The following is an 18,808-nucleotide window of genomic DNA, read 5'->3' on the forward strand; positions in this document are numbered from 1 at the left end:
CGACTCCACGCCGATGATAGTGCGGAGCTCCCGTGTGAAAGTAGGTAATCGTCAGGCTCCTCATGCTGCAAACAAAAACCCCATCCACACACGGATGGGGTTTTTGCGTTTGGGGCGTCGAATAAAGCGCACCGCCTGTACTGATGCGATGAGCGCTAGAATTTCCCTTTGCCTCGCGCACCACCGTCTTCACCAAGTTCCCATGCTACGTCTAAGCGAAATCAAGCTCCCGCTCGATCATCCCGATTCGGCCATCGAAGTCGCTGTCCTTGCGCGTCTGAAAGAAATCGACGTGGCGGCGAATGAGTTAGTTCGCTTCGACGTGTTTCGTCGTGCGCACGATGCCCGGAAGCGTGGAGACATCAAGCTCACATACATCATCGATGTCGAGTTGACGGATGAGCAAGCTGTACTAAAACGATTGGAAGCGAATCCGCAACCGCACTGCGGAGCGACGCCAGATATGGCGTATCACTTCGTCGCGAAGGCGCCGGAGCGTTCCAATTTGCAGCGACCGGTTGTTATCGGAATGGGGCCGTGTGGGTTGTTCGCGGGGTTAATTCTGGCGCAGATGGGTTTCCGTCCGATCATCCTCGAACGAGGCAAGGCTGTCCGGGAGCGCACCAAGGACACGTGGGGACTGTGGCGTCGCAATGAGCTGAATCCGGAGTCGAACGTGCAGTTTGGCGAAGGCGGTGCAGGCACGTTTTCGGACGGCAAGCTCTACAGCCAGATCAAAGACCCGAAGCACTACGGTCGCAAGGTGCTCGATGAGTTCGTCAAAGCCGGCGCGCCGGAAGACATCTTGTGGCTGAGCCGCCCGCACATCGGGACGTTCAGGCTGGTGAGCATGGTCGAGAAGATGCGTGCGCAGATCCATCAGCTTGGCGGGGAAGTGCGGTTTCAACATCGTGTCGAAGATATCGAGATCGATAACGGCAAGGTTCGCGGACTCAAGCTTTCCAACGGCGAAACGTTGAAAAGCGATCACGTCGTGCTGGCCGTAGGACATAGCGCACGCGATACGTTCCAGATGCTCCACGATCGCGGCGTCTACATGGAAGCCAAGCCGTTCTCTCTGGGATTCCGCATCGAACATCCGCAGGGTGTGATCGATCGGAGTCGGTTCGGCAAGTTCGCGGGTCATGAAAAGCTCGGCGCGGCCGACTATAAAGTCGTGCATCACTGCAGCAACGGGCGCGCGGTGTATAGCTTCTGCATGTGTCCCGGCGGAACCGTCGTTGCGGCGACATCGGAGCCGGGGCGTGTGGTGACGAATGGCATGAGTCAATACTCGCGCGCCGAGCGCAACGCGAACGCGGGTATCGTCGTGGGGATTACGCCGGAGGATTATCCGGGCGGTCCGCTCGCGGGTATCGATTTTCAGCGCAAGTGGGAAGAGCGCGCCTTCGAGCTGGGCGGTGGCGATTACTCCGCGCCGGGACAGCTCGTCGGCGACTTTATCGCGGGACGTGCATCGACATCGCTGGGTTCGGTCGTGCCGTCGTATAAACCCGGCGTGAAGCCGACCGATCTGAGTACCGCGCTGCCCGATTACGTGATCGAAGCAATCCGCGAAGCGCTGCCCGAACTCGACAAGAAGATCAAAGGCTTCGCGATGCACGACGCCGTGCTGACCGGCGTCGAGACACGCACATCGTCGCCGTTGCGGCTGCGCCGGAAGGACGATTATCAGAGCATCAATACTGAAGGCTTGTATCCGGCGGGCGAGGGCGCGGGCTATGCGGGCGGGATTTATTCAGCGGCAATCGATGGTATCGAAGTGGCTGAAGCGGTCGCGTTGAGCATGATGAAGCAGCACGCAGCGACCGCGTAATCCAGCAAATCAGGTGACCACGCCGACCTGCCAGGGCACGAACTCACTCTGTCCGTACCCATGCAGTTCGCTCTTCGATGCAACACCCGAAGCGCAATCCAGCATCATTTGGAAAATCTGTTCGCCTAGCTGATCGATGGTCGCGGTGCCATCGATCACGCCGCCGCAGTTGATATCCATATCCTCTTCCTGCCGCTCCCACAACGCAGAGTTCGTCGCAAGTTTGAGCGATGGCGACGGCGCGCAGCCATAAGCCGAGCCGCGTCCCGTCGTGAAGCAAATCAGGTTCGCGCCCGATGCGACCTGACCGGTGGCGGACATCGGATCGTAGCCGGGCGAATCCATAAAGACGAAGCCCTTCGCGTCGATGTGCTGCGCGTATTCGTACACCTCGACGAGATTCGTCGTGCCGCCTTTTGCGACCGCGCCCAGCGATTTCTCCAGAATCGTCGTCAGCCCGCCGACCTTGTTGCCCGCCGACGGATTGTTGTCCATCGCCGCGCCATTGCGCTCGCAATACGCTTCCCACCACTTGATCCGCGCCAGCAGTTTCTCACCGACTTCGCGGCTCACTGCGCGTCGCGTCAGCAAATGCTCTGCGCCATATACTTCCGGCGTCTCCGACAAAATCGCCGTGCCGCCGTGCGCGACGAGCTTATCGACGGCCGCACCCAGCGCCGGATTCGCCGAAATGCCCGAGTAACCATCCGATCCACCGCACTGCAATCCGACGATCAGATGCGAAGCCGGCACCGGCTCACGCTTCACGCGATTCGCATCCGCAAGCATCTCCTCGACCATCGCGATACCGCGTTCGATGGTCTTGCGCGTGCCGCCGCTATCCTGAATCGTGAAGGTTTTCAGATGCGTGCCGTCCTTCAGTCCGCTCGATTCGAGCACGCCCGAAATCTGATTCGTCTCGCATCCCAGCCCAACGAACAGGACCGAATGAAAATTCGGATGCACGGCGTAACCGGCAAGCGTGCGGCGCAGAATCTGCAAGCCATCGCCTTGCATATCGATACCGCATCCCAGGCCATGCGTCAGAGCGATCACGCCATCGACATTCGGATATTCCGCCAGCGCCTCCGGATGCACATCGCGCCGAAAGTGATCGGCAATCGCGCGCGCGACGGTCGCCGAGCAATTCACGCTCGTCAGCACGCCGATGAAATTGCGCGTCGCCACCCGACCGTCTTCGCGGCGAATGCCCATGAAAGTCGCGGGCGTATCGACGAAAGGCGTCGGATGCTTATCGATACCGAACTCGTGCTCGCGCGCGAAATCGGCCATCGACAAATTGTGGGTGTGGACATGCGCGCCGCGCGCAATCGCCTCGCGCGCCACGCCGATGATCTGGTTATAGCGCTTGACCGGTTCGCCGGCCGCAATCGCGCGCGTCGCGATCTTGTGTCCCGGCGGAATCAGCCCGGTCACGACGAGATCTTCCGAGGCGATCTCCGCGCCCGAAAGCAACTGACGCGTCGCGATCACGACATCGTCCTTGGGATGCAGCCGTATGGTGGAGGACATGTTTTTCTCAGATCGTAGAGGGGGCGTGCTCGTCGCGGAGCGATTCCGCTTCGGCACTGTTGAGCGGTTCGACTTTGCCGACGATTACAAGATAGCTGAACGCGCCGAGAAAGCAGAATCCGCCCGCCACGCACAACGGAATGGTGAACGAGCCTTTGGTGATAGCGAGCATGACGCCCGTGAACGTCGTAATAACGATGCCCGCGAGATTCGACGCGAAGTTCTGAATTCCGCTGATCGATGCAACGTAATCGGGACTCGGCGCGACATCGCCCGGCAGCGACCAGATGCTGGCAGCGGCGAACGCAAGGCTGCCATACGCGATGCCGAAAAACGCGAGCATCAGATAAACATTCGACGTGAACGCCGACAACGTAATCACCGATGACAACAACATGCCGCCGACCATGCACGTCTTGCGCGCCGCGGTGAGACTCCAGCCGCGCTTGAACAGCGAATCCGACACGATGCCGCCGAGCCAGCCGCCCGGAATCGACATCAACGCGGGAATCATGCCGAGCGTGCCGAGCGATTTCAGCGAGAAGCCATGCGCCTGTACGAGATAGCTCGGGAACCAGGTGATGAAAAAGTAGATCACGAAGTTCAGGCAGAAGAAGCCGAGCATCATGCCCCACAGCGTGCGGTACTTGAACAGCGAGGCCCACGACACTTTGTTCTTCGGCGCGACGGATTTGACGGGCGGCGCATCTTCGGCGCCGGTCATATCGCCCTTGGATTTGGTGCGATAGATCAGGAACCAGCCGAGAATCCACACCGCGCCGAGCACGCCCGTAATCACGAACGACGCTTCCCAGCCGAACGAACTGATGATGAGCGCAACGACGGGAATCGACAGCGCGGAGCCGACGCGCGAGCCGCTATCGAAAATGCTGGTGGCGAACGCGCGTTGCTCCGGCTTGAACCATTGCGATACGAGCTTCGCGCAAGACGGATACGCGCCCGCCTCACCGACGCCGAGCATCAACCGACAGCCGAACATGCCCGCGACGCTAGTCGCGGATGCGGTGAGCGCCGTGAACAGCGACCACCAGCCGACCGCCAGCGGCAATGCGATCCGCGCGCCGACGCGATCGACGAACCAGCCGAAGGGCATCTGCATCAGCGCGTAAGTCCAGAAGAAGCCGCTCAGGATAAAGCCCATTTCCGCCGGCCCGATGCCGAGCGCCTTTTCGATCTGCGGCGCGGCAACCGCGAGATTTGCGCGATCGATATAGTTGATCGCGATGGCCAGAAAGGCCAAAAATATCACTACCCAACGCATTTTGCGCATCGTTTGTCTCCGTGAACGATTTGCTGGAAAAAGGGGGGACGCGTTCCGCTCTCAGGCGGATTTCAGTGCTTCGCGCAGTTGCTTTTGTTCGATATCGAGTTTGAGTTCGCGCGCCATGTCGATCACCGGCTGAAAGCGGCGGATTTTCTTTTCATCTTGATTGCGCGCGATGTCCGCGAGCCGATGCACGAGGAACGGGTTTTCGAAGCGATCTCGTACGCTGGCCAGATAGTCGCTGGCGACGTCGCCTTGGCCGAGCGCGTTGAAAACCGGCAGCACTTCATCGCCCCAGACGGCTTCCACCGGATCGCTATACGACGGATTGTGCATGGCGTCGAGAACGGTCATGTCGGGTGCGCCGTCGCGCTTGCGCCAGATTTCCGCGAGCATCGTGTGGCCGAGGTTCAGCAGCAGCAATTTGAGGCGCTCGTAATGCGCGAGATCGTCCGTCACGACGATGTCTTCGTGTTCGCACGGCAGCGTCATGCCCGCCTGCCGCTCGATGGCCCACAGCGCGTAGGGTTCGGCAATCGCGCCGACCGGCAGAATTGGCTCGGAAACGATCCGATCGACCAGCGAATTCACCCACACGCAGCGCGTTGTCAGATATTCGATGAACGCGTCGTCCACATTCCAGCCGCGCGCGATGCCGAGCACGAGATCGCGGAGCGTATCGCCGTTGCGCGAGACGAGTTCGCAGGGCAGCAGCGTGATGGCATCGCCACCCGCTTGATGGCGCGCGTGCAGCAGAACCGCGAGCTTCGCCGCAAAGCCGCGCGGCGTGCGCTGGCCATCGAGCAGATCGGCGGTGTCTTCATCGAAGACGGCGTAACCGGCATCAGCCGTGTTCGACACGATTACCTTCACGTCGCGCTCGATGCGTTCCAGCAGCCGCGGCCAGTCTTCGTTCGCATTCAGCGCTTCCGTAATCGAATCGCACTCAAGTGTCACGTCGATGGTTTCATCGCGCTGACGACCGCGGATGCGCACCGGATAGCGTCCGTTTGCCCGCAGCGCATCGATGCGCGCGGCGCTGTCGGCGCTGGTCGTCGTCTGCACGACGGTGATTTTGCCGAGCGCCTTCGCCGGATTCTGCGCGACGAAAAAATCGACGTGCGCCTGGAGGAATCGGCTGGTGCCGAACTGGAGGATCGGATTGCTCATCGCGGGGTTTATCGTTGGGAACGGTTCCAGATCGCCGCAAAAAAATTCGGCCACGCGGCCTTACCAGATCGCATACTAGAGGCATGAAAACAAATTGGTCAAGCCACTTGAAAGGCGTCGAAATCGGGCAGACGCCCGTGGCACGGCCCGTCAACGCTTCCGTTGATTACAATTCACGTTTTCCCCGAGCCTGAGCAGGAGTCTGCCCTTGAGCGTAAAGCCCGCTGAAACGCGTCGTCTGTATCTTCAGATTGCCGACAAGCTGCGTGGATTGATCGAGCAGCAGGATTTCGCGCCGAATGGCCGGTTGCCATCGGAGCGTGAACTCGCGCAGACGCTGGGCGTGTCGCGGCCATCGGTGCGCGAGGCGCTGGTGGCGCTGGAACTGGAAGGGCGGGTGGAAATTCGCATGGGCTCGGGCGTGTATATCGTTGCCGGGCCGGAGGCGAAAGCGCCGCGCGAGGAGGCGGAACTTGGTGAAAGTCCGATCGAAATCATGAACGCGCGCAGCGTGATCGAAGGCGGAATTGCCGCGAGCGTCGCGCCGTTCGCCAAACCGAAGGCGCTCAAAACGCTGCGCGCACTCTACGATTCAATGGCCCGCGAAGTCGCAAACGGCCAAATTCCGAACAGCGCCGATCGCGCGTTCCACGTGGCGATCGCGCAGATGTCGGGCAACGATGTTTTAGCGCGAACGGTCGGCAGTCTCTATGACGAACGGCATAGTCCGTTGTCGTCAACGTTGCGCGGACATTTCGAGGGCGAAGAAACCTGGGCCGCTGCACTCGGCGAGCATCTGGAGATTCTCGAGGCGCTCGAAGCGCACGATCCCGTCCAGGCGCAAGCCGCGATGCAGCGTCACATGCGAAAGTCGGCCGAACGGCTGATGACGCGCAAGAAACAATAAAGCCGGCGCATCCTTGCGAAACGCGCCGGCTCGGAGAGTCTGCCCGTGTCAGCCAGGATAGGCTTCGTCCACCTTCAAACCCGCGAGCTTGAAGATCACGCGCAGCGTCTGCGGCGCGATTTCACGTCGCGAGGCGAGCGTCGTCAGTACGAAGTCCATTACCTTCGCGTACTTCAGCATGGTCAGACACGATTCGATATCGGTGGAACCGTCGCGCATCGATTCAGCGAGGCGCAACATTTCCACGGAAATCTCTCGGGCCATTTCGAGTTCGAGTTGCTGCTTCTCGCTCCACGCCGGCATTGCGGTCAGTAACGCCAGCATGTCCTGAAACTGTTTCTCTGCTTTCTTGTCCGGGATCGCATCCATCGCCGTCCTCTCTAGATCTCATGGCGCTGCGAGTCGCATTCGCGGCGCTGTGCGTTAGGTGTTACGTAACAAAGCCTGAGCGCGGTGACGACGCAGTTGCGTGTCGAAGCGCGGGCTCGTTACCAGCTTATTGCTTCTGCCCTGCTGCATTCGGCGCGTGGCGGGCGCTGCCCACGCTTGTGTGTCGTCCTTCCAATGGCCTCATTGTCGGGCGATGCACGAACTGTTCCATGCGCGTTGCTGCTCGCATGCACACCGAGCGTCCGATGGCTGGAACAAGAGCGTCTTTGCGCTTTTGGGTAAACTTCCCCTTTTGAGACGGAAGAACCAGCGGTTAGCGCACATTCAGCGCGAACATGCTCCGCTTTTCATTCACTCCATCCTTCCCACGATGAACAGCAAGACTTCGGCGTCGGCCGAAAACAAACCCGACCCATCAGCCAAACACGAAATCCGTCCTGGCCAGTCGATCGAACTGCTCAAGGAACTTCATATCCTCACGCGCGACGGCAAGATGAATCAAGACAGCCGCCGAAAACTGAAACAGGTCTATCACTTGTATCAGTTCATTGAACCGCTGCTTGCCGACGTTCACGCGCGCCAGGGTTCCGTATCGCTGGTGGATCACGGCGCGGGGAAGTCTTACCTTGGGTTTATTCTCTACGATCTGTTCTTTAAGACTCTGCGCGATCGGTCACACATCTTTGGAATTGAGACGAGAGAAGAACTCGTCCACAAGTCCGAAGAATTGGCAAAGCGACTCGGCTTCGATGGAATGTCGTTTCTCAATCTGTCGGTGGCCGAATCAATTGATTCAGATCGTCTGCCTGATTCGATCGATATCGTCACCGCGCTGCATGCCTGCAATACCGCAACCGACGACGCCATCCACTTCGCTCTGCAAAAGAAGGCGAAGTACATCGTCGTGGTGCCGTGTTGTCAGGCGGAAGTGGCGGCGGTGCTGCGCAAAAATAAGGGACAGTCGCTTTCGAAAAATGTGCTGACGGAAATGTGGCGGCATCCGCTGCATACGCGCGAATTCGGCAGCCAGATCACGAATGTGTTGCGCTGCCTGCAACTCGAATCGCACGGATATCAGGTCAGCGTGACGGAACTCGTCGGCTGGGAACATTCGATGAAGAACGAACTGATCATCGCCCAGTTCAAGGACTTGCCGCGTGGACGGCCTGCGCAGCGTTTGTCAGATGTGCTTGAAACGCTCGGACTCGAAGAAATGCGCGAGCGTTTCTTTACTCAATAATCCCGTCAGGATTGTTGCATCCACGCCTTGAAGCCATCGTGCCCAAGGCGTTCGAGCGTTTCGATATTGCGTTCGTAGATATCGGCGGCATCGGGAAACGCGGCGACCGCGCGATCGATGCTCGCTTCGCGCAGCAAGTGAAAAATCGGATACGGCGCGCGATTCGTGTAGTTGCTGATATCGTCCGGTTCGGTGCCTTCGAATTGATAATGCGGATGAAAACTCGCGATTTGCAGATCGCCCGATAATTTCAATTCGGTGAGCAAACGATCCGCGAAGAACAGCGCGTCGGTGTAATCGGTGAAATTGGCGAAGGCGTGCGGCGTGATAAATAGCGTTGTATCGATTTGTTCGGGATTGCTGTCGTGGAGCAAGCGCAATTCATCGGTTAGTTCGACTACCAAATCTTCCACGCGGCGCACATCGCTAACGACGTAGCGCACTTGTCCTTTCACGTGCACGCTTTTAGCAAACGGACACAGATTCAGTCCGATCACCGCGCGCGTGAGCCAATGCTGAGTGGCCGCGATCACTTCATCGCGGGTACTGCTGTCATTCATACGTTTTCCTGAGTTTTCTTTAATGCGATTGCCGCATCCAACAACATTCGCGCGATGCGCGGCGCGGCGAGCATCGGCCCGGAGCCGGGACCATAAGTCTGACTCGTCGCGTAAATGCCGTCCACCAGCAGCGCGAACGATTCCGCCAGTTCGCGCGGATTCGCCGCGCCCGCCGCCGTGCTGATTTCGGTGAGGCGCCGCATCAAATATTGCTTATTCCGTTCGACCGAAAGACGCGCCGAATGCGCCGGATCGCGGAATTCGCACGCCACGTTCAAAAACGGACAGCCGCGATAATCCACTGCGGACGCGCGCGCAACAAGATCGTCGAGCGCCTGCAAAAGCTGCGCGGCGGGATCGTCCGGATGTTTGGCGACACTCGCCTCGAATCGCTTCTGATAATTCTCGTGCATGCGATCAAGATACGCAGTCACGAGTTCATCTTTTGACGCGAACCGTCGATACAAACTCATCTTGTTGACGCCCGCGCGCTCCACGACGGCATCGATGCCGATCGCGCGGATGCCGTCGCGATAGAACAACTCCTGCGCGGCGTCGAGCAATTGCGCCTGCGCGGTCGCGCCGTCGGTGCGGACACTGCGGCGGGCAGGGATTTTAGGCTGGTCGGCGGATGATCGTGTCACAGTCATCTCCTTAAAAGTCGTGCGTGCATGCTTGACATGTTACCGATCGGTAACTAAGCTCGCAACTTCAATTGTGACCGAGCGGTAACGTCGCCAACTTATCAGACGAACGGAGCAGCGATGAATTGGGTAGCGAAGCGGTTTGAAGGCCGGATGCACTACGGCTGGATCGTGGTCGGCGTGGTGTTTCTGGTGCTGCTCGCGGCGGCGGGCACGCGCGCCACGCCGAGCGTGATGATGCTGCCGCTCGAGAAACAATTCGGCTGGAGCCGCAGCACGATCTCGCTGGCCATTTCGCTCAACCTCGCGCTGTACGGTCTCGCCGGCCCGTTCGCCGCAGCCGCGATGCAGCGTTTCGGCGTGCGTCCTACGCTGCTCGCCGCGCTGACCACGCTGGCCGCTGGCGTCGCCATTTCGTCGATGATGACCGCGCCGTGGCAAATGGTGCTCGTCTGGGGCGTGATGGTCGGAAGCGCCACGGGCGTCGCGGCGCTGACGCTGTCGGCGACGGTGGTGAATCGCTGGTTCACCACGCATCGCGGTCTGGCGATGGGCATTCTCACCGCGAGTTCAGCGACCGGCCAGCTCGTGTTCCTGCCGTTCCTTGCATCGATTTCCGAACATCACGGCTGGCGTCCGGTCGTGTTCGTGGTGGCAATCGCGGCGGCGATCGTGGTGCCGCTGGTCGCGTGGCTGCTGCCCGAGCGTCCGGTGAACGTTGGTCTGCATCCGGTTGGCCAATCCGCCGATACACCGCCCGCCGCGCTGCCGCCGCCGAAGAATCCGATCAAGGTCGCATTCGGCACGCTGGCGATGGCGAGCAAAACGCGCGATTTCTGGCTGCTGTTCTTCAGTTTCTTCGTCTGCGGCGCAAGCACGAACGGTTATGTCGGCACGCACCTGATCGCGATGTGCTCCGACTACGGCATGACGCAAGTGCAAGGCGCGACGTTGCTGGCCACAATGGGCATCTTCGATTTGTTCGGCACGACGCTGTCGGGCTGGCTGTCGGACCGCTTCAACGCGCGCTATCTGCTGTTCTGGTACTACGGTCTGCGCGGCTTGTCGCTGATTTATTTGCCGTACGCATTTGGTATCGACTTCTTCGGTTTGCCGCTGTTCGCCGTGTTTTACGGGCTGGATTGGATCGCCACCGTGCCGCCGACCGTGCGTCTCGCCACCGATGTCTACGGCCGCGACACCGCGCCGATCGTGTTCGGCTGGGTGGTCGCGGGGCATCAGCTTGGCGCGGCGTTCGCGGCGCTCGGCGCGGGCATGCTGCGCACGAGCCTCGGCAGCTACACGGTCGCGACGATGATCTCGGGCGGTCTGTGCCTCGTCGCGGCGGTGACGGTGCTGCGGATTCATCGTATCGGGCGATCGGCGGGCGTGGCGGCGACCTGATCCGGATCGGGCGTCCTTGTTATCCTTGTCGCAAACGCGGCGCGCATTTTTGTCGATGCGCACCGTTTGTTTTTCCGCTTCCCGACAAGGACAAAGCCATGACCGCAAAACCTGCTCCGACCGACATCGATATCCACGAGCTTTTCTCGGGCCGCTGGAGCCCGCGTGCGTTTTCCGATCAGCCGGTGGATCGTGCGCAACTGCATCAGGTGCTCGAAGCGGCGCGTTGGGCGCCTTCATCGAGCAATTTGCAGCCGTGGCGATTCCTCGTATTCGATCGACAACGCCACGCCGCCGAATTCCAGCGCGCGTACGACACGCTGATGCCCGGCAACAAGGCGTGGAACGTGACCGTGCCGGTGCTGATTTGCGTCACGGCGACCACGGTCACGCCAAAGGGCGATCCCGCCAAAACCGCCGCCTACGACACCGGCGCCGCCGCGATGGCGCTCGTCTTGCAAGCCCACGCGCTCGGCCTGGCGACGCATCAAATGGGCGGCTTCGACCGCGACGCGTTCCGCAGCGCTTTCTCGATTCCCTCCGACATACAAATCATCGCGGTGATCGCGCTCGGCCATTTCGGCGACGTCGATAAGCTCGACGACACGCTGCGCGAACGCGAAGCCGCGCCGCGTGCGCGCAAGCCGCTGGGTGAATCGGCATTCGAAGGCGCGTGGAATCGCGCGTTCGAATAATCCAGCCTTAGTCGGCGGAAGCATCCGCGGCCGACAGCGGCCGCGCGATTTCTTCGAGCGATTTCCGCTCCGCCGCGATACCCCAAATCCCCGCGACAATCGCCGCCGCGATCATCAGCGCCGAGCCGATCAGATAGCCGATAAACACCGCGCCGCGCTCGTGTGTATCGATCAAATGCCCGAATAGCGTCGGCCCGATGATGCCGCCGAGCGCCGTGCCGAACGCATAGAAAACGGCAATCGCCAGCGCGCGAATTTCGAGCGGAAAGGTTTCGCTCACTGTCAGATACGCCGAACTCGCCGCCGCCGACGCGAAGAAGAAAATCACCATCCACGCGATGGTCTGCGTCGTCACGGTGAGCATGCCTTGCATGAACATCCATCCGCTGATGGTCAGCAAAATGCCGGAAATCGCGTACGTGAACGCGATCATGCGTCGCCGGCCAATCACATCGAACAGCTTGCCGAGCAGCACCGGACCAAGGAAATTGCCTGCCGCGAACGGCAGCACGTACCAGCCGATGTGATCGCCCGGCACCTTGTAGAAGTCGGTCAGCACGAGCGCGTAGGTGAAGAAAATCGCGTTGTAGAAGAACGCCTGCGCGGTCATCAGCATCAGCCCGACCAGCGAGCGCCGCCGATGCACCTTGAACAGAGAATGCGCGACTTCGCGTAACGGCGTGCCTTCGCGCGCCTTCAGCCGCAGCGGTTTGACGGGAGTATCCGGAATCTGGCCGCCGTGTTCGCGGAAGTGCGCCTCGATCTCTTCGACGACCTGTTTCGCCTCGTCGAGCCTGTTATGCGTAATAAGCCAGCGCGGACTCTCCGGCACCCACATCCGCATAAAGAGAATCGACAAACCGAGCGCCGCGCCGATCAGAAAGCACGCGCGCCAGCCCCAATCGGGCGGCATCAGACCCGGATCGAGCAGCACGAGCGATCCACCCGCGCCGATCGCCGCGCCAACCCAAAACGTGCCGTTGATGGCGAGATCGGTGCGGCCGCGATAGTGCGCGGGCGTGAATTCCTGAATCGTCGAATTGATGGCCGTATATTCGCCGCCGATCCCCGCGCCTGTCAGAAACCGAAACAGCACGAACGACGCCAAATCCCACGAAAACGCCGTTGCAGCGGTCGCCGCGACGTAGAGGAACAAAGTGATGAAAAACAGCTTGCGGCGTCCCAGACGGTCTGTGAGCCAGCCGAAACCGAGCGCGCCGAGCACCGCCCCCGCGATATACGCGCTCCCGCCAATTCCCACATCCGCGTTCGAAAAATGCAGCGCCGGACTCGCTTTCAGCGCGCTCGCCACCGCGCCCGCCAGCGTCACTTCGAGTCCGTCGAGCAGCCAAGTGATGCCGAGCGCGAACACGATCAGCGTGTGAAAGCGGCCCCACGGCAGGCGGTCGAGGCGGCCGGGAAGATCGGTTTCGATCACGTCGGATCGTTCTGTCGATGCGGTTTCGCTCATAAGATTGGGCGCGCTTTCTGCTGCTCACTCACGCACCGATGAAAGAGAAGAAATTGCCGCTCCGACAGCAAGTTGCATTCCGCTTTGGTCGAAACCTGTCGAATGACGCTGCCGGTTGAGAATTACTGCGATCGCGGTTGATGCAGGACTTCTTACGTGTTAAAAACGCGATCCACTTTGCACGCGGCGCGCCGTTGCTGCGCCGCCTCACGCCATGACTTACTGTGCGATCGATTTCGGCACGTCGAACTCCGCCGTCGCCTTGCCCGATGGCCTGAAAATCCGGCTCGCGCCGGTCGAGGGCGACGCCGTCACGCTGCCGACAGCCGTCTTTTTCAACACTGACGAGAATAACCAGTCGTACGGGCGCGCGGCGCTCGAGGCGTATATCGACGGATTCGACGGCCGTCTGATGCGCTCGATGAAGAGCATTCTCGGCTCGCCGCTCGCTGACACCAGTACCGATCTCGGCGACGGCTCGGCAATCAAATACACCGACGTCATCACGCTGTTCCTTCAGCATCTGAAGCAGAAGGCGCAAAAGCTCGCCGCGGAGCCGCTTACGCGCGCCGTGCTGGGCCGCCCGGTCTTTTTCGTCGATGACGACCCGCGTGCCGACAATCTGGCGCAGAAGCAACTCGAAGCGTGCGCGCACGCCGTCGGTTTGAAGGAAATCCACTTCCAGTACGAACCGATCGCCGCCGCGTTCGATTACGAAGCGCGTCTGACGCAGGAAGGGCTGGTGCTCGTCGCGGATATCGGCGGCGGTACGTCGGACTTTTCGCTGGTCCGCGTAGGGCCCGAACGCGCGAAGCATATGGATCGCAAAAGCGATGTGCTGGCGCATCACGGCGTGCACGTCGCGGGCACGGACTTCGACCGCCGCGTGGAGTTATCGACCATTCTGCGTGAGCTTGGCTATCAGACGCTCGATCCGCAGGGCCGCGAGGTGCCGAATCGCGTGTATTTCGATCTGGCGACGTGGCATCTGATCAACACGGTCTACACGCCCAAGCGCGTCAGCGAATTGCAGTTGATGCGCCATCTTTACCCGGACACGCATTTCCACGATCGCCTGATGCGCGTCGTCGATCGCCGGCTCGGGCACGCGCTGACCGCGCACGCGGAAGAAGCCAAGATCGATGTCGCCGCTGGCGGCACGACCGAAATCGATATGGAAGAGGTGGAAGAAGCGTTGCGCGTGGCCTTCGACGAGCAAAAGCTGATCGAAGCGGGGCGCGATGAGACGCAGCGGATCGTGCAATCGGCGCGTGAGACGGTGAAGCGCGCGGGAATCGCGGAAACGGACGTCAGCGCGATTTATTTCACGGGTGGCACCACTGGCCTGCGTTTTCTGTCCGAGGCGCTCTCAGCCGCGTTTCCGGCCGCTCAGCCGGTTTTCGGCGATCGTCTCGCCAGCGTCGCGACAGGACTCGGTATTTACGCCCAACGAGTCTTTGGCTGAAACAGTCATATTTGGTGTCAACAACAAAAAACCCCGCCGAAGCGGGGTTTTTCTTGCGGAATTCTCGCGAGCCTTAGGCCGGCTTGATGTTCGCTGCTTGCTTGCCCTTCGGGCCAGTCTTCACTTCGTAGGTAACCTTTTGGTTTTCCTGAAGCGTCTTGAAGCCTTCGATGCGGATTTCCGAGAAGTGCGCGAACAGATCTTCGCCGCCGCCATCCGGAGTGATGAAGCCAAAGCCCTTTGCGTCATTGAACCACTTGACGGTACCGGTTTCCATGTTACTTGTTCCAAAAAATTGATGAATAAGGCCGAAGCCAGGGGTGCATGAAAATCAAGGAAGGGGCAATGGGACCAACCGGAATACCGTGATGGCGAACCTACGAAAGAACCACTTCACTCGCCACTTGAAATCCTGCAAGAAGCTTTATACGGCTAATCCATTTCGCGGTCAAATAATATCCGACCAGGCTGAAGGGGTTTTTTTGAGATGATCGGCGAAAACGTTACGCCATCAGATCCTCACAGCACAAAACTGACCTGAGATTAAGCAGCATTTATGCAATTTGTCGTCGCCGTGGCTGCAATCGAAAGGTGCAACCGTTAAACTACGCGCCAAATTTTGGTTGCACCGGCATCGCCGGGCGTCGGGCTCGATTCTGGCGTCCGAGGGCGGGATTTGTCCCCGAAATCAAGAATTGCCTGCGATGCGAGACATAGGAGAAGAATGTGACGACTAGTTCGATACAACGAAACATCGGCCCGTGGGCGCTCATGCTGACGGGTCTCGGGTCCATCATCGGGTCGGGATGGCTGTTCGGCGCGTGGGAGGCTGCGAAGATCGCCGGGCCGGCTGCGCTGCTGGCGTGGGTGATCGGCGCGGTCGTCATCATGGCGATTGCGCTGACTTACGCCGAACTCGGCGCGACGTTCCCGGAATCCGGCGGCATGGTTCGATACGCACGCTATTCGCACGGCGCGCTGGTCGGATTTATCAGCGCGTGGGCGAATTGGATCGCGATCGTATCGGTGATTCCGATCGAAGCGGAAGCGTCCATTCAGTACATGAGCACGTGGCCGTATGACTGGGCGCATGCGCTCTTTGTCAACGAAACGTTAACGACCACGGGCATCGCGTTATCGGCGTTGCTAGTGATTGTGTATTTCATGCTGAATTATTGGGGCGTGAAGGTGTTCGCGCGCGCCAATACCGCGATCACCATTTTCAAATTCCTGATTCCCGGCGCGACCATCGCCGGGCTGATCTACACCGGCTTTCACTCGCAGAACTTCGGCACGAGCACGACATTCGCGCCGTACGGCTGGCCAGCGGTGCTGACGGCCGTGGCGACCAGCGGCATCGTATTCAGCTTCAACGGTTTTCAGAGCCCGGTGAATCTGGCGGGCGAAGCGCGTCATCCTTCGACGAGCATTCCGTTCGCGGTGATCGGCTCGATTCTGCTCGCGCTCGTGATTTACGTGCTGCTTCAGGTCGCGTACATCGGCGCGGTGAATCCGGCTGACGTGCTGAAGGGCTGGAACCACTTCAACTTCGCGTCGCCGTTCGCGGAACTGGCGCTGGCGCTGAGCCTGAACTGGCTCGCCGTGCTCCTTTATGTCGATGCCTTCGTCAGCCCGAGCGGCACCGGCACGACCTACATGGCCACCACCACCCGCATGATTTACGCGATGGAGCGCAACAACACGATGCCCAAGATGTTCGGCAACGTGCATCCGTTCTACGGCGTGCCGCGTCAGGCGATGTGGTTCAACCTGCTCGTGTCCTTCATATTCCTGTTCTTCTTCCGCGGTTGGGGCACGCTGGCGGCGGTGATTTCGGTGGCCACGGTGATTTCATACCTCACGGGTCCGGTCAGCTTGATGGCGCTGCGCCGCGCCGCGCCGGATCTGGATCGCCCGGTCAGTCTGCCGCTGATGGGCGCGGTTGCGCCGTTCGCGTTCGTGTGTGCGTCGCTGGTGCTGTATTGGGCGAAGTGGCCGCTGACTGGCGAAATCATCCTGCTGATGGTCGTCGCGCTGCCGGTGTACTTCTACTTTCAGGGCAAGACCGGTTTCGCCGGCTGGGGCCGCGATCTGAAGGCCGCGTGGTGGCTGATCGCCTATTTGCCGACGATGGCGGTGCTGTCGCTGATCGGCAGCAAAGAATTCGGCGGCAGCGGCGTGCTGCCGTACGGCTGGGACATGGCGGTCGTCGGCGTGTGCGCGCTGGTGTTCTACTACTGGGGCGTGCACACCGGCTATCGCACGGACTATCTGGACGAGCGCGAAAGCCACGAAGACATTCTCAACGAAGTCGGCGCGTAAGCCGGTTTCGCGAGCAAGCGAAAAGGCCCGCCTGAGCAATCAGGCGGGCGTTTTTCATTGCGCGTCGGAGAAGACGTAGTTGGTCATGGCGAGCGCGCGCTGGAACGTGCCGAGCGATTGAATGCCGAGCCGATAATCATCCGCTGCCGCGCCGAGCGCGCTGAAAACCGGCAGCAAATGCTCGTCAGTCGGATGCATCAGCGCGGCGTGCGGCGCGCGGGCGCGATAGTCGAGCAGGGCGTCGATATCGCGCGCTTCGAGGCGATCTTCGAACCAGTCCGTGAATTCGGCGACGCGCGGATCGGCATCTTCCGGACGCGCGCCGAAATCGGCCATGCGCAGGTTATGCGTGATCTGCCCGGAACCGACGATCATCACGCCGTCCTTGCGCAACTCACGCAGCGCACGGCCCAGACGGAAGTGATGCGCGGCGTCCAGACGCGGCTGAATCGACAGTTGCGCGACGGGCACGTCGGCGTCCGGGAACATGAGCAGGAGCGGCACCCACGCGCCGTGGTCCAGTCCGTGTTCAATGGTCGCGGCGGGAATGCCGTGCGCGTCGAGCATGGCGGCGGCGTCGCGGGCGAGATCGGGTGCGCCGGGCGCGGGATAGCGCAATTCATACAGCGCGCGCGGGAAACCGTAGAAATCGTGGATGGTTTCGGGACGCTCGGCAACGCTCGCGACGGGTTGCGCCGTGCCCCAATGCGCGGAAAGCATCAGAATCGCGCGCGGGCGAGGCAGCGTGTGCGCAAGCGATGCGAATTCGCGCGAGGGCATCGACGGGTCGATGGGCAGCGTCGGAGCGCCGTGGGAGATGAAAACGGTCGGGAGGCTCATGATGGCGGCAAAGTTAGCTTGGTTGCCATCGAATGTAAGGCCGTTATGCGCGTTGATAAACGGCTCGATCGGCAACGAATTGTGTCGCCGATGTTGTTAATCAGTCGCTTTCGCCGCCGCGCATGCCCTGCCACGCGTGCGAAATCGGCTGGCTCAGACCGAAGAGATCGATCACGCGATCGACGGTGTGATCGACCATTTCGTCGATTGTCTGCGGTTTTTGATAGAACGCCGGCAGCGGCGGAAAAATCACGCCGCCCATTTCGGTGACCGCCGTCATATTGCGCAGATGCGCGAGATTGAGCGGCGTTTCGCGCACCAGCAACACCAGACGACGCCGCTCTTTGAGCACGACATCCGCCGCGCGCGTGATGAGATTATCGGAGAGACCGTGCGCGACGCTGGCGAGCGTGCGCATCGAACAGGGCGCGACGATCATGCCGTCGGTCGCGAACGAGCCGGACGCGATGCTCGCGCCGACATCGCGCACGCTGTGGACGACATCGGCGAGCGCGTGAACGGTGGCTTTATCGAGTTCGAGTTCGTGCTGGATATTGAGCCAGCCCGCGCTGGAGACGAGCAGATGCGTTTCCACACCGCCCAGCCGACGCAACGTTTCCAGCAAACGCACGCCGTAGATAGCGCCCGTTGCTCCGGTGATGGCGACGATCAGACGTCGCTTGGCGGAAGCCACAGGCGCGTTCACGTGCAAGACAAAAACTTAAGCAGCAGCGAAAAGCTGTTGCAGTTCGCCCGACTGATACATCTCCATCATGATGTCCGAGCCGCCGATAAACTCGCCCTTCACGTACAGCTGCGGAATGGTCGGCCAGTTCGAAAATTCTTTGATGCCCTGGCGAATGGCATCGTCTTCGAGTACGTTGACGGTCATGATCTGATCCGCGCCACATGCCTTGAGCACTTGAATCGCGCGGCCGGAGAAGCCGCACATCGGGAACTGCGCGGTGCCTTTCATGAAAAGGACGACCGGGTTTTGATCGACGATCTGCTTGATGCGTTCTTGCGTATCCATGGCGTTCCTGCG

General features: G+C 60.4%; 18 protein-coding genes. 7 read left to right on the plus strand and 11 right to left on the minus strand.

Features of this window, described 5'->3' with window-relative positions:
* The first annotated feature begins 202 nt into the window (after positions 1-202).
* The gene (locus tag P7F28_RS19055; protein ID WP_277186147.1) at positions 203-1,837 is read left to right on the plus strand and encodes an NAD(P)/FAD-dependent oxidoreductase; all 1,635 of its coding nucleotides are present in this window, start codon (positions 203-205) and stop codon (positions 1,835-1,837) included.
* Between the two features lie 9 nt (positions 1,838-1,846).
* Here P7F28_RS19055 and P7F28_RS19060 read toward each other — a convergent pair whose 3' ends face one another.
* Genes P7F28_RS19060 through P7F28_RS19070 form a run of 3 tightly spaced genes read right to left on the minus strand, consistent with a single transcriptional unit; the run spans position 1,847 to position 5,825 of the window.
* Positions 1,847-3,370, minus strand: a complete 1,524-nt coding sequence (locus P7F28_RS19060; protein WP_277186148.1) for a UxaA family hydrolase — start codon at positions 3,368-3,370, stop codon at positions 1,847-1,849.
* Between the two features lie 7 nt (positions 3,371-3,377).
* Positions 3,378-4,661 (minus strand): MFS transporter, encoded by a 1,284-nt coding sequence (locus P7F28_RS19065; RefSeq protein ID WP_277186149.1) that lies wholly within the window; start codon positions 4,659-4,661, stop codon positions 3,378-3,380.
* Positions 4,662-4,712: 51 nt separating this feature from the next.
* Entirely contained in the window at positions 4,713-5,825 is a 1,113-nt protein-coding gene (locus P7F28_RS19070; protein WP_277186150.1) for a mannitol dehydrogenase family protein, read from the minus strand.
* 208 nt (positions 5,826-6,033) lie between these two features.
* On the opposite strand from P7F28_RS19070, the gene P7F28_RS19075 reads away from it, so the two are divergent.
* Positions 6,034-6,732 (plus strand): FadR/GntR family transcriptional regulator, encoded by a 699-nt coding sequence (locus P7F28_RS19075; protein WP_277186151.1) that lies wholly within the window; start codon positions 6,034-6,036, stop codon positions 6,730-6,732.
* A 48-nt stretch (positions 6,733-6,780) separates the two neighbouring features.
* On the opposite strand, the gene P7F28_RS19080 is transcribed toward P7F28_RS19075, so the two are convergent.
* Complete coding sequence (locus P7F28_RS19080) at positions 6,781-7,101, minus strand: DNA-binding protein (RefSeq protein ID WP_277186152.1); 321 nt, start codon at positions 7,099-7,101, stop codon at positions 6,781-6,783.
* Between the two features lie 391 nt (positions 7,102-7,492).
* Between P7F28_RS19080 and P7F28_RS19085 the strand changes: the two genes are divergently transcribed.
* Complete coding sequence (locus tag P7F28_RS19085) at positions 7,493-8,362, plus strand: SAM-dependent methyltransferase (RefSeq protein ID WP_277186191.1); 870 nt, start codon at positions 7,493-7,495, stop codon at positions 8,360-8,362.
* Positions 8,363-8,367: 5 nt separating this feature from the next.
* Here P7F28_RS19085 and P7F28_RS19090 read toward each other — a convergent pair whose 3' ends face one another.
* Together P7F28_RS19090 and P7F28_RS19095 are read right to left on the minus strand one after the other, a co-directional pair.
* On the minus strand, positions 8,368-8,922 hold the full coding sequence (locus P7F28_RS19090; RefSeq protein WP_277186153.1) for a DUF1415 domain-containing protein: 555 nt from the start codon (positions 8,920-8,922) through the stop codon (positions 8,368-8,370).
* Positions 8,919-9,572 carry a TetR/AcrR family transcriptional regulator gene (locus P7F28_RS19095; RefSeq protein ID WP_277186154.1) on the minus strand — a complete coding sequence of 218 codons (654 nt, stop codon included), beginning with the start codon at positions 9,570-9,572 and terminating at the stop codon, positions 8,919-8,921. Before P7F28_RS19095 ends, P7F28_RS19090 begins: the two co-directional genes overlap by 4 nt.
* Before the next feature lie 114 nt (positions 9,573-9,686).
* Here P7F28_RS19095 and P7F28_RS19100 point away from each other — a divergent pair, with 114 nt between their 5' ends.
* Both P7F28_RS19100 and P7F28_RS19105 read left to right on the plus strand, forming a co-directional pair.
* On the plus strand, positions 9,687-10,970 hold the full coding sequence (locus P7F28_RS19100; RefSeq protein WP_277186155.1) for an MFS transporter: 1,284 nt from the start codon (positions 9,687-9,689) through the stop codon (positions 10,968-10,970).
* Between the two features lie 98 nt (positions 10,971-11,068).
* Entirely contained in the window at positions 11,069-11,665 is a 597-nt protein-coding gene (locus P7F28_RS19105) for a nitroreductase family protein (protein ID WP_277186156.1), read from the plus strand.
* Positions 11,666-11,672: 7 nt separating this feature from the next.
* On the opposite strand, the gene P7F28_RS19110 is transcribed toward P7F28_RS19105, so the two are convergent.
* Positions 11,673-13,136 (minus strand): MFS transporter, encoded by a 1,464-nt coding sequence (locus P7F28_RS19110; RefSeq protein ID WP_277186157.1) that lies wholly within the window; start codon positions 13,134-13,136, stop codon positions 11,673-11,675.
* A 214-nt stretch (positions 13,137-13,350) separates the two neighbouring features.
* On the opposite strand from P7F28_RS19110, the gene P7F28_RS19115 reads away from it, so the two are divergent.
* On the plus strand, positions 13,351-14,601 hold the full coding sequence (locus tag P7F28_RS19115; RefSeq protein WP_277186158.1) for an Hsp70 family protein: 1,251 nt from the start codon (positions 13,351-13,353) through the stop codon (positions 14,599-14,601).
* A 73-nt stretch (positions 14,602-14,674) separates the two neighbouring features.
* Here P7F28_RS19115 and P7F28_RS19120 read toward each other — a convergent pair whose 3' ends face one another.
* Positions 14,675-14,878: a cold-shock protein gene (locus P7F28_RS19120; RefSeq protein WP_016346375.1), complete on the minus strand. Its 204-nt coding sequence runs from the start codon at positions 14,876-14,878 to the stop codon at positions 14,675-14,677.
* A gap of 449 nt (positions 14,879-15,327) precedes the next feature.
* On the opposite strand from P7F28_RS19120, the gene P7F28_RS19125 reads away from it, so the two are divergent.
* A complete protein-coding gene (locus P7F28_RS19125) occupies positions 15,328-16,923 on the plus strand; it encodes an APC family permease (RefSeq protein ID WP_277186159.1) in 1,596 nt (531 codons plus the stop codon).
* Positions 16,924-16,977: 54 nt separating this feature from the next.
* Here the strand turns inward: P7F28_RS19125 and P7F28_RS19130 are convergent, their stop codons facing one another.
* From P7F28_RS19130 to grxD, 3 genes are all read right to left on the minus strand, one after another.
* Complete coding sequence (locus tag P7F28_RS19130; RefSeq protein WP_306805949.1) at positions 16,978-17,763, minus strand: class III extradiol ring-cleavage dioxygenase; 786 nt, start codon at positions 17,761-17,763, stop codon at positions 16,978-16,980.
* A gap of 100 nt (positions 17,764-17,863) precedes the next feature.
* Positions 17,864-18,469: a UbiX family flavin prenyltransferase gene (locus P7F28_RS19135; RefSeq protein WP_277186160.1), complete on the minus strand. Its 606-nt coding sequence runs from the start codon at positions 18,467-18,469 to the stop codon at positions 17,864-17,866.
* A 15-nt stretch (positions 18,470-18,484) separates the two neighbouring features.
* Entirely contained in the window at positions 18,485-18,796 is a 312-nt protein-coding gene (grxD, locus tag P7F28_RS19140; RefSeq protein WP_035509911.1) for a Grx4 family monothiol glutaredoxin, read from the minus strand.
* Positions 18,797-18,808: the final 12 nt, after the last annotated feature.

The organism is Caballeronia sp. BR00000012568055 (assembly GCF_029439455.1).
Taxonomy (GTDB): Bacteria; Pseudomonadota; Gammaproteobacteria; order Burkholderiales; family Burkholderiaceae; genus Caballeronia.